Source organism: Massilia sp. P1_C10 (assembly GCF_056406475.1).
Genome location: NZ_JBFUAC010000002.1, coordinates 327,211 through 341,784, shown reverse-complemented (window position 1 = coordinate 341,784; position 14,574 = coordinate 327,211). Strand labels below are relative to the sequence as shown.

Annotated in this window: 14 protein-coding genes; all 14 read left to right on the top strand. The window is 63.5% G+C overall.

The annotated features are described in order from the left end of the window. From AC1D02_RS05755 to AC1D02_RS05690, 14 genes are read left to right on the top strand one after another with little or no spacing between them, the layout of a single operon-like run. On the top strand, positions 1-594 hold the full coding sequence (locus tag AC1D02_RS05755) for an NADH-quinone oxidoreductase subunit C (protein WP_477314628.1): 594 nt from the start codon (positions 1-3) through the stop codon (positions 592-594). Continuing rightward, positions 594-1,850 carry an NADH-quinone oxidoreductase subunit D gene (locus AC1D02_RS05750; protein ID WP_477314626.1) on the top strand — a complete coding sequence of 419 codons (1,257 nt, stop codon included), beginning with the start codon at positions 594-596 and terminating at the stop codon, positions 1,848-1,850. Before AC1D02_RS05755 ends, AC1D02_RS05750 begins: the two co-directional genes overlap by 1 nt. A 26-nt stretch (positions 1,851-1,876) precedes the next feature. Beyond that, positions 1,877-2,356, top strand: a complete 480-nt coding sequence (gene nuoE / locus AC1D02_RS05745; protein ID WP_477314624.1) for an NADH-quinone oxidoreductase subunit NuoE — start codon at positions 1,877-1,879, stop codon at positions 2,354-2,356. Beyond that, positions 2,353-3,648 (top strand): NADH-quinone oxidoreductase subunit NuoF, encoded by a 1,296-nt coding sequence (nuoF, locus tag AC1D02_RS05740; protein WP_477314622.1) that lies wholly within the window; start codon positions 2,353-2,355, stop codon positions 3,646-3,648. The genes nuoE and nuoF overlap by 4 nt, the downstream gene beginning before the upstream one ends. 15 nt (positions 3,649-3,663) lie before the next feature. Further along, positions 3,664-5,994 (top strand): NADH-quinone oxidoreductase subunit NuoG, encoded by a 2,331-nt coding sequence (gene nuoG, locus AC1D02_RS05735; protein WP_477314620.1) that lies wholly within the window; start codon positions 3,664-3,666, stop codon positions 5,992-5,994. Beyond that, positions 5,994-7,067: an NADH-quinone oxidoreductase subunit NuoH gene (nuoH, locus tag AC1D02_RS05730; RefSeq protein ID WP_477314618.1), complete on the top strand. Its 1,074-nt coding sequence runs from the start codon at positions 5,994-5,996 to the stop codon at positions 7,065-7,067. The genes nuoG and nuoH overlap by 1 nt, the downstream gene beginning before the upstream one ends. Positions 7,068-7,076: 9 nt before the next feature. Continuing rightward, positions 7,077-7,565 (top strand): NADH-quinone oxidoreductase subunit NuoI, encoded by a 489-nt coding sequence (gene nuoI, locus AC1D02_RS05725; protein ID WP_305504511.1) that lies wholly within the window; start codon positions 7,077-7,079, stop codon positions 7,563-7,565. 24 nt (positions 7,566-7,589) lie between these two features. Then, the gene (locus AC1D02_RS05720) at positions 7,590-8,270 is read left to right on the top strand and encodes an NADH-quinone oxidoreductase subunit J (protein WP_477314615.1); all 681 of its coding nucleotides are present in this window, start codon (positions 7,590-7,592) and stop codon (positions 8,268-8,270) included. Beyond that, positions 8,267-8,575 (top strand): NADH-quinone oxidoreductase subunit NuoK, encoded by a 309-nt coding sequence (gene nuoK / locus AC1D02_RS05715; RefSeq protein WP_477314613.1) that lies wholly within the window; start codon positions 8,267-8,269, stop codon positions 8,573-8,575. Before AC1D02_RS05720 ends, nuoK begins: the two co-directional genes overlap by 4 nt. Positions 8,576-8,620: 45 nt before the next feature. Further along, a complete protein-coding gene (gene nuoL / locus AC1D02_RS05710) occupies positions 8,621-10,675 on the top strand; it encodes an NADH-quinone oxidoreductase subunit L (RefSeq protein ID WP_477314611.1) in 2,055 nt (684 codons plus the stop codon). Positions 10,676-10,700: 25 nt separating this feature from the next. Continuing rightward, on the top strand, positions 10,701-12,197 hold the full coding sequence (locus AC1D02_RS05705) for an NADH-quinone oxidoreductase subunit M (RefSeq protein WP_477314609.1): 1,497 nt from the start codon (positions 10,701-10,703) through the stop codon (positions 12,195-12,197). Positions 12,198-12,212: 15 nt separating this feature from the next. After that, complete coding sequence (gene nuoN / locus AC1D02_RS05700) at positions 12,213-13,691, top strand: NADH-quinone oxidoreductase subunit NuoN (RefSeq protein ID WP_477314607.1); 1,479 nt, start codon at positions 12,213-12,215, stop codon at positions 13,689-13,691. Further along, entirely contained in the window at positions 13,691-13,993 is a 303-nt protein-coding gene (locus AC1D02_RS05695; RefSeq protein ID WP_477314605.1) for a DUF2818 family protein, read from the top strand. The genes nuoN and AC1D02_RS05695 overlap by 1 nt, the downstream gene beginning before the upstream one ends. A gap of 17 nt (positions 13,994-14,010) precedes the next feature. Further along, entirely contained in the window at positions 14,011-14,568 is a 558-nt protein-coding gene (locus AC1D02_RS05690) for an NUDIX domain-containing protein (RefSeq protein ID WP_477314603.1), read from the top strand. The last annotated feature ends 6 nt before the right edge of the window (positions 14,569-14,574 follow it).

Genomic DNA, 14,574 nt, shown 5'->3' with positions numbered 1-14,574 from the left:
ATGACGACCAAACTCGAAACCCTGCAATCCGCCCTGCAAACCGCGCTGGGCGAGGGCGCCGTCGTCACTGCCGCCCTGGGCGAAGTGACTGTCGTCGTCAAGGCCGCCGATTACCTGGCCGCGATGCTGACCCTGCGCGACGATCCGGCCCTGCAGTTCGAGCAGCTGCTCGACCTGTGCGGCGTCGATTATTCATCGTACGGCGAAGGCACGTGGGAAGGCCCGCGTTTCGCGGCCGTCTCGCACCTGCTGTCGCTGGCGAATAACTGGCGCGTGCGCGTGCGCGTGTTCGCCCCGGACGACGAAATGCCGGTGCTGGCCTCGGTGGCCGGCATCTGGCGTTCGGCCAACTGGTACGAGCGCGAAGCGTTCGACCTGTACGGCATCCTGTTCGAAGGCCACAACGACCTGCGCCGCATCCTGACCGACTACGGCTTCATCGGCCATCCGTTCCGCAAGGACTTCCCGATTTCGGGTTACGTCGAGATGCGCTACGACCCCGAGCAGAAGCGCGTGATCTACCAACCCGTGACGATCGAGCCGCGTGAAATCATTCCGCGCGTGATCCGCGAAGAAACCTACGGGATGAAATAATGGCTGAACTTAAGAATTACACCCTCAACTTCGGTCCGCAGCACCCGGCCGCGCACGGCGTGCTGCGCCTGGTGCTCGAGCTCGACGGCGAAGTGATCCAGCGCGCCGACCCGCACATCGGCCTGCTGCACCGCGCCACCGAAAAACTGGCCGAGACCCGCACCTACCTGCAGTCGGTGCCGTACATGGACCGCCTCGACTACGTCTCGATGATGAGCAACGAGCACGCCTACGTGCTGGCCATCGAGAAGCTGCTCGGCGTCCAGGCGCCGGTGCGCGCCCAGTACATCCGCGTGATGTTCGACGAGATCACCCGCCTGCTGAACCACCTGATGTGGCTCGGCGCGCACGCGCTCGACGTCGGCGCCATGGGCCCGTTCCTGTACGCCTTCCGCGACCGCGAAGACCTGTTCGACGTCTACGAGGCGGTGTCGGGCGCGCGCATGCACGCGGCCTACTACCGTCCGGGCGGCGTTTACCGCGACCTGCCGGACGCGATGCCGAAGCACAAGGCCTCGATCATCCGCTCGGCCAAGGCGATCGACGCGCTGAACGAAGCGCGCCAGGGCTCGCTGCTGGACTTCATCGACGACTTCTCGAACCGCTTCGTCAAGTACGTCGACGAATACGAAACCCTGCTGACCGACAACCGCATCTGGAAACAGCGCACCGTCGGCATCGGCGTCGTCTCGCCGGAAGCGGCCAAGGCGATGGGCTTCACCGGCGCCATGCTGCGCGGCTCGGGCATCGAGTGGGACCTGCGCAAGACCCAGCCGTACGCGGTCTACGACAAGATGGACTTCGACGTCCCGGTCGGCACCAACGGCGACTGCTACGACCGTTACCTGGTGCGCGTCGAAGAGATGCGCCAGTCGAACCGCATCATCAAGCAGGCGTCGGCCTGGCTGCGCGCCAACCCGGGCCTGCCGGTGATGATCGACAACCACAAGATCGCGCCGCCGTCGCGGGTCGACATGAAGACCAACATGGAGTCGCTGATCCACCACTTCAAGCTGTTCACCGAAGGCATGCACGTGCCGGAAGGCGAAGCGTATGCGGCGGTCGAGCATCCGAAGGGCGAATTCGGGATCTACATCGTGTCGGACGGCGCCAACAAGCCATACCGCCTGAAGATCCGCGCCCCGGACTATGCCCACCTGCAAAGCCTGGACGAAATGGCGCGCGGCCACATGATCGCCGACGCCGTCACCATCATCGGAACGCAAGACATCGTATTCGGCAGTATCGATCGCTAAGCCGTTTGCACTTTTGAGGCAAAAACATGTTGTTATCAGAGCAGTCAATCAAGAAAATCGACCGTGAAGTCGCCAAGTACCCGCCGGACCACAAGGAGTCGGCGGTGATGGCGGCGCTCGCGATCGCCCAGGACCAGCACGGCTGGCTCCCGCCCGAGCTGATGGCCGAAATCGCCGACTACCTCGGCATGCCCGCCATCGCCGTGCAGGAAGTGGCCACCTTCTACAACATGTACAACGTCAAGCCGGTCGGCAAGCACAAGATTTCGGTGTGCACCAACCTGCCGTGCGCGCTGTCGGGCGGCGAATCGGCCGGCCAGTACCTGCAGAAGAAGCTGGGCATCGGCTACCGCGAAACCACCGCCGACGGCCAGTTCACGCTGGTCGAGGGCGAGTGCATGGGCGCCTGCGGCGACGCGCCGGTCATGCTGGTCAACAACAAGCGCATGTGCAGCTGGATGTCGCACGAAAAGATCGACGCCATGCTCGAGGAACTGAAGAAATGACATCGCTCCATAATCGTCACATCAAACCGCTGATCCTCGCTGGCCTGGACGGCAAGAACTGGCACCTGAAGGATTACGTCGACCGCGGCGGTTACACCGCGCTGCGCCGCATCCTCGAAGAGAAGATCACGCCGGAGCAGGTCATCGCCGAGCTGAAGGCGTCCTCGCTGCGCGGCCGCGGCGGCGCCGGTTTTCCGACCGGCCTGAAGTGGAGCTTCATGCCGCGCCAGTACCCTGGCCAGAAATACCTCGTCTGCAATACCGACGAAGGCGAGCCGGGCACCTTCAAGGACCGCGACATCATTCGCTACAACCCGCATGCGCTGATCGAAGGCATGGCCATCGGCGCCTACGCGATGGGCATCACGGTCGGCTACAACTACATCCACGGTGAAATCTTCGCCGAGTACGACCTGTTCGAAGAGGCGCTGGAAGAAGCGCGCGCGGCCGGCTTCCTCGGCGACAAGATCATGGGCAGCGACTTCACGTTCCAGTTGCACGCCTTCCACGGCTACGGCGCCTACATCTGCGGCGAAGAGACCGCGCTGCTCGAGTCGCTCGAAGGCAAGAAGGGCCAGCCGCGCTTCAAGCCGCCGTTCCCGGCCTCGTTCGGCCTGTACGGCAAGCCGACCACGATCAACAACACCGAAACTTTCGCCGCGGTCCCGTTCATCATGAACATGGGCGGCGAGGCCTACGCGGCGCTGGGCAAGCCGAACAACGGCGGCTCCAAGATCTTCTCGATCTCGGGCGACGTCGAGCGTCCGGGCAACTACGAAGTCCCGCTGGGCACGCCGTTCGCGACCCTGATGGACCTGGCCGGCGGCATGCGCGGCGGCAAAAAGATCAAGGCCGTGATTCCTGGCGGTTCGTCGGCGCCGGTGGTGCGCGGCGACCTGATGATGAACACCGACCTCGACTACGATTCGATCGCCAAGGCCGGCTCGATGCTCGGTTCCGGCGCCGTGATCGTCATGGACGAGACGCGCTGCATGGTCAAGTCCTTGCTGCGCCTGTCGTACTTCTACTACGAGGAATCGTGCGGCCAGTGCACGCCGTGCCGCGAAGGCACCGGCTGGATGTACCGCATGATCCATCGCATCGAGCACGGCCAGGGCCGTCCGGACGACCTCGACATGCTCAACTCGATCGCCGACAACATCCAGGGCCGCACCATTTGCGCGCTGGGCGATGCGGCGGCGATGCCGGTACGGGCGTTCGTCAAGAACTTCCGCGAAGAATTTGAATATCACATCGAGCACAAGCATTGCCTCGTGCCCGCTTATATCTAAGGCCAGAGAAATCTCATGGTTGAAATTGAAATTGACGGTAAGAAGGTAGAAGTCCCACCGGGTTCGATGGTGATGGACGCTGCCAACAAGATCGGTACGTACATCCCGCATTTCTGCTATCACAAGAAATTGTCGATCGCGGCGAACTGCCGCATGTGCCTGGTCGAAGTGGAAAAGGCGCCGAAGCCGCTGCCGGCCTGCGCCACCCCGGTCTCGGCCGGCATGATCGTGCGCTCGAACAGCGAAAAAGCTGTCCAGGCGCAGAAATCGGTCATGGAATTCCTGCTGATTAATCACCCGCTCGATTGCCCGATCTGCGACCAGGGCGGCGAATGCCAGCTGCAGGACCTCGCGGTCGGCTACGGCAAATCGAACTCGCGCTACGAAGAAGAAAAGCGCGTGGTGCCGCCGAAAGACGCCGGCCCGCTGATCTCGATGGCCGAGATGACGCGCTGCATCCACTGCACCCGCTGCGTGCGCTTCGGCCAGGAAGTGGCCGGCGTGATGGAGCTGGGCATGCTGGGCCGCGGCGAGCACGCCGAAATCACCTCCTTCGTCGGCAAGACCGTCGACTCGGAAGTGTCGGGCAACATGATCGACCTGTGCCCGGTCGGCGCCTTGACCTCGAAGCCGTTCCGCTACCAGGCCCGTACCTGGGAACTGTCGCGCCGCAAGTCGGTGTCGCCGCACGATTCGCTCGGCTCGAACCTGATCGTCCAGGTCAAGGGCGGCAAAGTCATGCGCGTGCTGCCGCTGGAAAACGACGCGATCAACGAATGCTGGCTGTCCGACAAGGACCGCTTCTCGTACGAAGGCCTCGACAGTGCCGAGCGCCTGACCGCGCCGATGATCAAGCAGGGCAACCAGTGGCAGGAAACCGACTGGCAGACCGCGCTCGAATACGTCGCCCACGGCCTGCGCAACATCAAGCATGAGCATGGCGCCGATGCGGTCGCCGCCGTCGCCACGCCGCACTCGACGCTGGAAGAGATGACCCTGCTGGCGAAAGCCATGCGCGGCTTCGGTTCCGAGAACATCGACTTCCGCCTGCGCCAGACCGACTTCGCCCTCGACGGCCAGGTCACGCCCTGGCTGGGCATGCCGATTGCCGCGCTGTCGACCGTCAAGCGCGCGCTGGTCATCGGCTCGTTCCTGCGCAAGGACCACCCGCTGGTCGCCACCCGCCTGCGCGCTGCCGTCAAGGGCGGCGCCAAGCTGACGGTGCTCAACGGCGCCGACGACGAGCTGCTGATCCCTGGCGCGACCCGCATGAGCGCGGCGCCGTCGGACTGGGTCGCGGCCCTGTCGGACATCATTGCCGCCATCGCGAAAGACAAGGGCATCGACGCCCCGGCCGGTTTCGACGGCATCAAGGCCGACGCGCCTGGCGTCAAGGTTGCCGCCAACCTGGCAGGCGAGGGCGATGCCGTCGTCCTGCTCGGGAACGCCGCGATGTACCACCCGCAGGCGTCGCAGATTCACGCGGCCGCCCAGTGGATCGCCAACGCCACCGGCGCCAAGCTCGGTTACCTGGTCGACGCCGCCAACACGGTCGGCGGCTACCTGGCCGGGGCCACCGCGAAGAACGCGGTCGAACTGTTCTCGCAGCCGAAGAAAGCCTACGTGCTGCTGAACGCCGAGCCGGAACTGGACGCGGCCAACCCGCAACAGGCCGTCGCCGCGCTGAAAGGCGCCGAGATGGTCGTCGCGATGAGCGCGTTCAAGCACGGCATGGACTACGCCGACGTGCTGCTGCCGATTTCGCCGTTCAGCGAAACCTCGGGCACTTTTGTGAACTGCGAAGGCCGCGCGCAAAGCTTCAACGGCACGGTCAAGCCGCTGGCGGACGCCCGCCCGGCCTGGAAAGTGCTGCGTGTGCTGGGCAACCTGCTGGGCCTGAGCGGTTTCGAGTACGAGACTTCCGAAGCGATCCGCGACGAAGTGCTGGGCAAGGGCGTGACCGACCTGTCGGCCAAGCTGTCCAACACCTCGACCATCGCCGTGACCGCCGCCAAGTTCGGCAAGGGTGAGGCGCTCGAGCGCGTCACCGACGTGCCGATCTACTTCGCCGACGCGATCGCGCGCCGTTCCGAGCCGCTGCTGCGCACGGCCGACGCGCAGGCGCCGCTGGCGCACCTGCCGGCCGCGCTGGCTGAAAAGCTGGGCGTGAAAGCGGGCGACACCGTCAAGGTCACCCAGGGAACCGGTTCGGCCATCCTGGTCGCCGCGATCGACAAGGGCCTGCCGGCCAACGCCGTGCGCGTCGCGGCGGCGCACCCGTCGACCGCGATGCTGGGCGCGATGTTCGGCGCCATCAACGTTGAAAAAGCAGGAGAGGGCGCGTAATGAATGACTTGATCGTGAACCTCAACACCCACGGCTCCGCCATCCTCGGCCCGGTGTGGCCGGTGGCGTGGACCCTGATCAAGATCCTGTGCGTGCTGCTGCCGCTGATGGGCCTCGTCGCCTACGCAACGCTGTGGGAGCGCAAGCTGATCGGCTGGATCCAGATCCGTATCGGCCCTAACCGCGTCGGCCCGGCCGGCCTGCTGCAGCCGATCGCCGACGCGCTCAAGCTGCTCTTGAAAGAGATCGTCGTCCCGACCAAGGCCACCACCAGCCTGTTCATCCTCGGCCCGATCCTGACGATCGCGCCGGCGCTGGCCGCCTGGGTCGTGGTGCCGTTCGGACCGCAAGTCGCGCTGGCCGACGTCAACGCCGGCCTGCTGCTGCTGATGGCGATCACCTCGCTCGAAGTCTACGGCATCATCATCGCCGGCTGGTCGTCGAACTCGAAGTACTCGTTCATGGGCGCGATGCGCGCGTCGGCCCAGATGATCTCCTACGAAATCCCGATGGGCTTCGTGCTGGTGGTGATCCTGCTGGTCTCCGGTTCGCTGAACTTCTCCGAGATCGTCGCGGTCCAGCAGCGCGGTGCGATGGTCGATCACGGCCTCGCCTTCCTGTCGTGGAACTGGCTGCCGCTGCTGCCGCTGTTCGTGGTCTACCTGACCTCCGGCCTGGCGGAGTGCAACCGCCACCCGTTCGACGTCGTCGAGGGCGAGTCGGAAATCGTCGCCGGCCACATGGTGGAATACTCGGGCATGTCGTACGCGATGTTCATGCTGGCCGAATACGCCAACATGATCCTGATCGGCGTACTGGCCTCGATCATGTTCCTCGGCGGCTGGGCTGCGCCGTTCACGTTCCTCGAATTCGGCGGTTTCGGCGGCTTCTTCTGGCTGTTCGCGAAGACCTTCTTCATCGTCTCCCTGTTCGTTTGGGTACGCGGCACGTTCCCGCGCTACCGCTATGACCAGATCATGCGCCTCGGCTGGAAAGTGTTCATTCCGCTGACCCTGGTCTGGCTGGTCCTGGTCGCAGGCGTAATGCAGACGTCCTGGAACATTTGGAAGTAAGGAAAAGCAATGGATCGTTTTAAAGATTTTTTCAACAGCATGATGCTGACGGAGCTGTTCAAGGGCATGGCCCTGACCGGCAAGTACATGTTTTCGCGCAAAATCACGGTGCAGTACCCGGAAGAGAAGACGCCGATGTCGCCGCGCTTCCGAGGCCTGCACGCGCTGCGCCGCTACCCGAACGGGGAAGAGCGCTGCATCGCCTGCAAGCTGTGCGAAGCGGTGTGCCCGGCGATGGCCATCACCATCGAGTCCGAGCAGCGTGACGACGGCTCGCGCCGCACCACGCGCTACGACATCGACCTGACCAAGTGCATCTTCTGCGGTTTCTGCGAAGAGTCGTGCCCGGTCGATTCGATCGTCGAAACCCACGTGCTCGAATACCACGGCGAAAAACGCGGCGACTTGTACTACACCAAAGAGATGCTGCTGGCGGTCGGCGACCGCTACGAGAACGACATCGCTGCCGCCCGCGCAGCCGATGCTCCGTACCGCTAATAACTGTAGGCCCCTGGGTTAGACATGGAATTTACAACTGCTTTGTTCTACGCGTTCGCGGCGATTATGGTCCTCGCCGCGACCCGCGTCATCACCGCCCGCAATCCGGTGCACGCGGCGCTGTTCCTGGTGCTCGCGTTCTTCAATGCCGCCGGCATCTGGATGCTGCTGAAGGCCGAATTCCTGGCCATCGTGCTGGTGCTGGTCTACGTCGGCGCCGTGATGGTGCTGTTCCTGTTCGTCGTCATGATGTTGGATATTAATATCGACCGCATGCGCGAAGGCTTCTGGGGCTACCTGCCGCTGGCGTCGGGCATCGGCGCGCTGATCGTGCTCGAGATGGCCGCCGTGCTGTGGCGCGGCTTCCTCAACTTCGAGAACCAGTCGGCCGCCTCGGGCGCCAACATCGGCGGCACCCGCGAACTGGGCCTGCTGATCTACACCAAATACATCTACGGCTTCGAGATCGCCGCCGTGATCCTGCTGGTGGCGATCATCGCCGCCGTCGCCCTGACCCTGCGCAAGCGCAAGGACACCAAGGCGATCGATCCGGGCCTGGCCGTGCGCGTCAAGCGCAACGACCGCCTGCGCATCGTCAAGATGACCGCGGTCGACCAGCCGGCGATCGACGCCGCGTCGGCCGCCGCCGAACTGGCCGCCGCCGAAGCGCAAGCCGTCGTCGCCACCGAACAGGAGAAGAAATGACTTTATCGCTCGCACACTACCTGGTCCTGGGCGCGATCCTGTTCGCGATCTCGATCGTCGGGATTTTCCTGAACCGGAAAAACATCATCATCCTGCTGATGGCCATCGAACTGATGCTGCTGGCGGTGAACCTGAACTTCGTCGCGTTCTCGCATTACCTCGGTGATGCGGGAGGGCAGATCTTCGTGTTCTTCATCCTGACCGTGGCGGCCGCCGAATCTGCAATCGGCCTCGCGATCCTGGTGGTCCTGTTCCGCAACCTGGACACGATCAACGTGGAAGACCTGGACAGCCTGAAGGGCTAAGTTCGCAGCTTCATTCATTCGAATAAATAACGATTAAGGTTCAACATGGCGGGGCAAATTCTCAACCCTAACCTCCTTCTGGCGGTGCCTCTGGCGCCGCTGGCCGGCTCGGCGATCGCCGGCCTGCTCGGCACGAAGTTCCTCGGCGAAGTGGTCGGCCGCAAGGTCTCGACCGCGGCCACCATCCTCGGCGTCCTGATCGCACTGATCATCTCGGTGCACACGCTGATGCTGGTGAACGGCGGCGCCACCTTCAACGGCACCATCTACAACTGGATGACGGTCGGCACCCTGAAGATGGAAGTCGGCTTCCAGATCGACTCGCTGTCGGCGATGATGATGTGCGTGGTGACCTTCGTGTCGCTGATGGTGCACATCTACACCATCGGCTACATGGCGGACGACGAAGGCTACAACCGCTTCTTCTCCTACATCTCGCTGTTCACGTTCTCGATGCTGATGCTGGTCATGGCCAACAACTTCCTGCAGCTGTTCTTCGGCTGGGAAGCGGTGGGCCTGGTGTCGTACCTGCTGATCGGCTTCTGGTATACCCGCCCGACCGCGATCTTCGCCAACATGAAGGCCTTCCTGGTCAACCGCGTCGGCGACTTCGGCTTCATCCTCGGCATTGGCCTGCTGCTGGCCTACGCCGGCACCATGAACTACCAGGAAGTGTTCGCCAAGCGCGACGCGCTGGCCGCGATGACGGTTGCCGCCACCGGCTGGCCGCTCTTGACCGCCGCCTGCATCTGCCTGTTCATCGGCGCGATGGGCAAGTCGGCCCAGTTCCCGCTGCACGTCTGGCTGCCTGACTCGATGGAAGGCCCGACCCCGATTTCGGCGCTGATCCACGCGGCGACCATGGTCACCGCCGGCATCTTCATGGTGTCGCGCATGTCGCCGCTGTTCGAACTGTCCGACACCGCGCTGTCCTTCGTGCTGGTAATCGGCTCGATCACCGCGCTGTTCATGGGCTTCCTGGGCATCATCCAGAACGACATCAAGCGCGTGGTCGCTTACTCGACCTTGTCGCAGCTCGGCTACATGACCGTGGCGCTGGGTTCGTCCGCCTACTCGATCGCCGTGTTCCACCTGATGACGCACGCCTTCTTCAAGGCGCTGCTGTTCCTCGGCGCCGGCTCGGTCATCATTGGCATGCACCACGACCAGGACATCCGCAACATGGGCGGCCTGCGCAAGTACATGCCGATCACCTGGATCACCTCGCTGCTCGGCTCCCTGGCGCTGATCGGCACCCCGTTCTTCTCGGGCTTCTACTCGAAGGACTCGATCATCGAAGCGGTGCACGCGACCCACATCTGGGGCTCGGGCTTCGCCAACTTCGCGGTGCTGGCCGGCGTGTTCGTCACGGCGTTCTACTCGTTCCGCATGTACTTCCTGGTGTTCCACGGCGAAGAGCGCTTCGGCAAGCCGCAGCACCACAGCCATGGCCACGACTCCGATGCGCACGACGAAGACCATGACGACCATCACCACCACGGCCTCGAGCCAGGCCAGAAGCCGCACGAGTCGCCGTTCGTTGTGTGGTTCCCGCTGGTGATGCTGGCGATTCCTTCGGTGGTGATCGGCTACATGACGATCGGCCCGATGCTGTTCGGCGACTTCTTCAAGGGCGTCATCGTGGTCGGCGAAAACCACCACGCGATGCACGAACTGGGCGAAGAGTTCCACGGCGCGATGGCGATGGCGATGCACTCGTTCACCTCGCTGCCGTTCATCCTGGCCGCCGCCGGCGTCGCATCGGCCTACTACTGCTACCTGATTAACCCGCGGGTGCCGGCCTGGTTCTACGCCAAGTTCCACGCGATCCACACCCTGCTGGACAACAAGTACTACATGGACAAGTTCAACGACGTGGTGTTCTCGGGCGGCGCGCGCGTGCTCGGCAACGGCCTGTGGAACGTCGGCGACAAGGGCCTGATCGACGGCCTGGTCGTCAACGGCAGCGCAAAGCTGGTGGGCTGGTTCTCGACGGTGGTTCGCACCGCGCAGACCGGCTACATCTACCACTATGCGTTCGTGATGATCCTCGGCGTGCTGGCCACGCTGATGTACTTCTTCCCGTTCTGGCACGCTTAATCAGACCCGAAAAAAGACAAAGAAAATGATGCAGTCTATTTCCTATCCTCCGTTCCTTAGCCTGTCGATCTGGCTCCCGATCATCTTCGGCATGATCGTGCTGGCCATCGGCCGCGACAAGAACCCGGGCCTGACCCGCTGGGTGACCCTGATCGGCTCGATCATCAGCTTCCTGGTGACGCTGCCGCTGCTGGCCCACTTCGACAATGCCCACCACGGCATGCAGTTCATGGAGAGCACCCCTTGGATCGGCCGCTTCAACATCATGTACGCGCTCGGCGTCGACGGCCTGTCGCTGTGGTTCGTGCCGCTGACCGCCTTCATCCAGGTCATCGTCGTGATCTCGGCCTGGCAGGTGATCGAAGAGCGCGTGGCGCAGTACATGGGCTCCTTCCTGATTTTGTCGGGACTGATGATCGGCGTGTTCTGCGCGCTCGACGGCCTGCTGTTTTACTTCTTCTTCGAAGCCACCCTGATCCCGATGTTCATCATCATCGGCGTATTCGGCGGCGCGAACCGCGTGTACGCGGCCTTCAAGTTCTTCCTGTACACCTTCTTCGGCTCGCTGCTGACGCTGATCGCGATCATCTACCTGTACAACAAGTCGGGCGGCTCGTTCAGCATCCTGGAATGGCACACCCTGAAGCTGACCATGCGCGAGCAGGTCCTGATCTTCCTGGCCTTCCTGATGGCGTTTGCCGTCAAGGTGCCGATGTGGCCAGTCCACACCTGGCTGCCGGACGCCCACGTCGAAGCGCCGACCGGCGGCTCCGTCGTGCTGGCCGCGATCATGCTGAAGCTCGGCGCGTACGGCTTCCTGCGGTTCTCGCTGCCGATCGCCCCTGACGCCTCGCACTACCTGTCCGGCTTCATCATCACGCTGTCGCTGATCGCCGTGATCTACATCGGCCTGGTCGCGCTGGTCCAGAAGGACATGAAAAAGCTTGTCGCCTATTCGTCGATCGCGCACATGGGCTTCGTCACGCTCGGCTTCTTCGTCTTCAATCCGATGGCGGTGCAGGGCGGTATCGTCCAGATGATCTCGCACGGCTTCATCTCCGGCGCGATGTTCCTGTCGATCGGCGTGCTGTACGACCGCATGCATTCGCGCCAGATCGCCGACTACGGAGGAGTGGTCAACCGCATGCCGAAGTTCGCCGCCTTCTTCGTGCTGTTCTCGATGGCCAACTGCGGCCTGCCTGCGACCTCCGGCTTCGTCGGCGAGTTCATGGTGATCCTGGGCGCGGTCCAGTTCAACTTCTGGATTGGCCTGCTGGCCGCCACGGCGCTGATCTTCGGCGCGGCCTACTCGCTGTGGATGGTCAAGCGCGTGGTGTTCGGCGCGATCGGCAACAAGCATGTCGACGAACTGACCGACATGAACAAGCGCGAGTTCTTCATGTTCGCCTTGCTGGCCATCGCCGTGATCGCAATGGGCCTGTACCCGGCGCCGTTCACCGATACGATGCAAACCTCGGTGGCAGACCTGCTCCAGCATGTCTCCGTCAGCAAACTGCCTTAAATCGAAATGAATCAAATGACCAACCCAAACCTGATCCCGGTCTACGCCGAAATCTTCCTGATGGTCGCGGCGTCGGCGATCCTGTTGATCGACATGTTCATGTCGAAGCGCTCGCTCGCCTACTACCTGTCGCTGGCCACGCTGGCCGGCTGCGCGGTATTGAGCTACGCCGACTTCAGCGCCGGCACCACCGTCTACACGTTCAACAACATGTTCGTGTCGGACCCGATGTCGAACCTGCTCAAGCTGTTCACCTATCTCACCATCGGCATGACGCTGATCTACTCGCGCCAGTACGCGACCGAGCGCGGCATGTTGTCCGGTAACCTGGGCGGCGAATTCTACGTGCTCGCGCTGTTCTCGATGCTTGGCCAGATGGTCATGATTTCGGGTAACAACATGCTGATCATTTACCTCGGCCTCGAACTGATGTCGCTGTCGCTGTATGCGCTGGTGGCCATCCGCCGCGACCACGCGGTATCGACCGAAGCGGCAATGAAGTACTTCATTCTCGGCGCGCTGGCCTCGGGCTTCCTCCTGTACGGCATCTCGATGCTGTACGGCGCCACTGGTTCGCTCGACCTGACCGAAGTGTCGAAGGCCGCTGCCGGCGGCATCGCCAACAAGACCATCATGGTGTTCGGCATCGTGTTCGTCGTCGCCGGCCTCGCATTCAAGTTGGGCGCCGTGCCGTTCCACATGTGGGTGCCGGACGTCTACCAGGGTTCGCCGACCGCGGTGACCCTGCTGCTGGGCGGCGCGCCGAAGCTGGCCACGTTCGCGATCTGCATCCGCCTGCTGGTCGAAGGCCTGCTGCCGCTGTCGTTCGACTGGCAGCAGATGCTGATGGTGCTGGCCGTGCTGTCGCTGGCGATCGGCAACCTGACCGCGATTGCCCAGACCAACCTGAAACGCATGCTGGCCTATTCGACCATCGCGCAGATGGGCTTCGTGCTGCTCGGCCTGATGGCCGGCGTGGTCGGCCTCGATTCGGGCAACGCCGCCGCTGCCTACAGCGCCGCGATGTACTACTCGATCACCTACGTGCTGACCACGGTCGGCAGCTTCGGCCTGATCATGATGCTGGCGCGCGCCGGCTTCGAAGCCGAGGAAATCGCCGACTTCAAGGGCCTGGGCAAGCGCAGCCCGTGGTTCGCCATCGTCATGACGATCCTGATGTTCTCGCTGGCCGGCGTGCCGCCGATGATGGGCTTCATGGCCAAGTGGGCAGTGCTGCAGTCGGTGGTCACCGCCGGCTACGTGTGGCTGGCCATCGCCGCCGTCATGTTCTCGCTGATCGGCGCGTTCTACTACCTGCGCATCGTCAAGACCATGTGGTTCGACGAAGCGGCCGACGCGTCGGTCATCGCCGTGCCGGGCGACATGCGCCTGATGCTGTCGCTGAACGGCGTCGGCATCGTGGTCCTCGGCCTGGTGCCGGGCGGCCTGCTGGGCGCCTGCCTGCACGCGATGAGCAAGACCCTCGGCACCTGATGGATGTAGCGCTGGCAGCATGGGTGGTGATCGCCGTCGCACTGGCGCTCGCCAACCTGCCGTTCCTCACTGAGAACGTGTTCGGCCTGGTCCCGCTGAAGGGCGCCAAGCCCCTGTGGGTGCGGCTGGCCGAGCTGCTGGTGCTGTACTTCGTGGTGGGCGCCGTCGCGCGCCTGCTCGAAGGCCGGATCGGCAACGTGTTCCCGCAGTCCAAAGAGTTCTACATGCTCACCGTCCCGTTGTTCGTCACGCTCGCTTTCCCCGGCTTCGTGATACGCTACCTGCGCAAACGCCACCACTGATTTCTCCGGAGCCCCGCATGGACGACCACCTCAAAGAAACCCGCATCGACGGCGAGCTGGCGTACGAAGGCAGCTTCCTGCAAGTGACGCGCGACCGCGTCGCGCTGCCCGACGGCGCCCAGACCCACCGTGAATTCATCCGCCATCCCGGCGCGGTCGTCATCCTCCCGCTGTTCGACGACGGCACCGTGCTGCTCGAGCGCCAGTTCCGCTATCCGCTCGGCCAGGTGTTCGTCGAATACCCGGCGGGGAAGATCGACCCGGGCGAAGATCCGCTGGCCTGCGCCAGGCGCGAGCTGCAGGAAGAAACCGGCTACAGCGCCAGCGACTGGCAGTTCGTCTGCACCATCCACAACGCCATCGCCTACTCGGACGAGCACCTCGACCTGTACCTGGCGCGCGGCCTGACCGAGGGCGAAGCGAAGCTCGACGACGGCGAATTTCTGGAGACGTTCCGCGCCAGCGTGCCGGAGATGCTCGAGATGATCCGGCGCGGCGAGGTGACTGACGTGAAAACCGTGATCGGCACCTTCTGGCTCGAAAAGATCCTCGCCGGCGCCTGGAACCCCGCCTGAGCGACG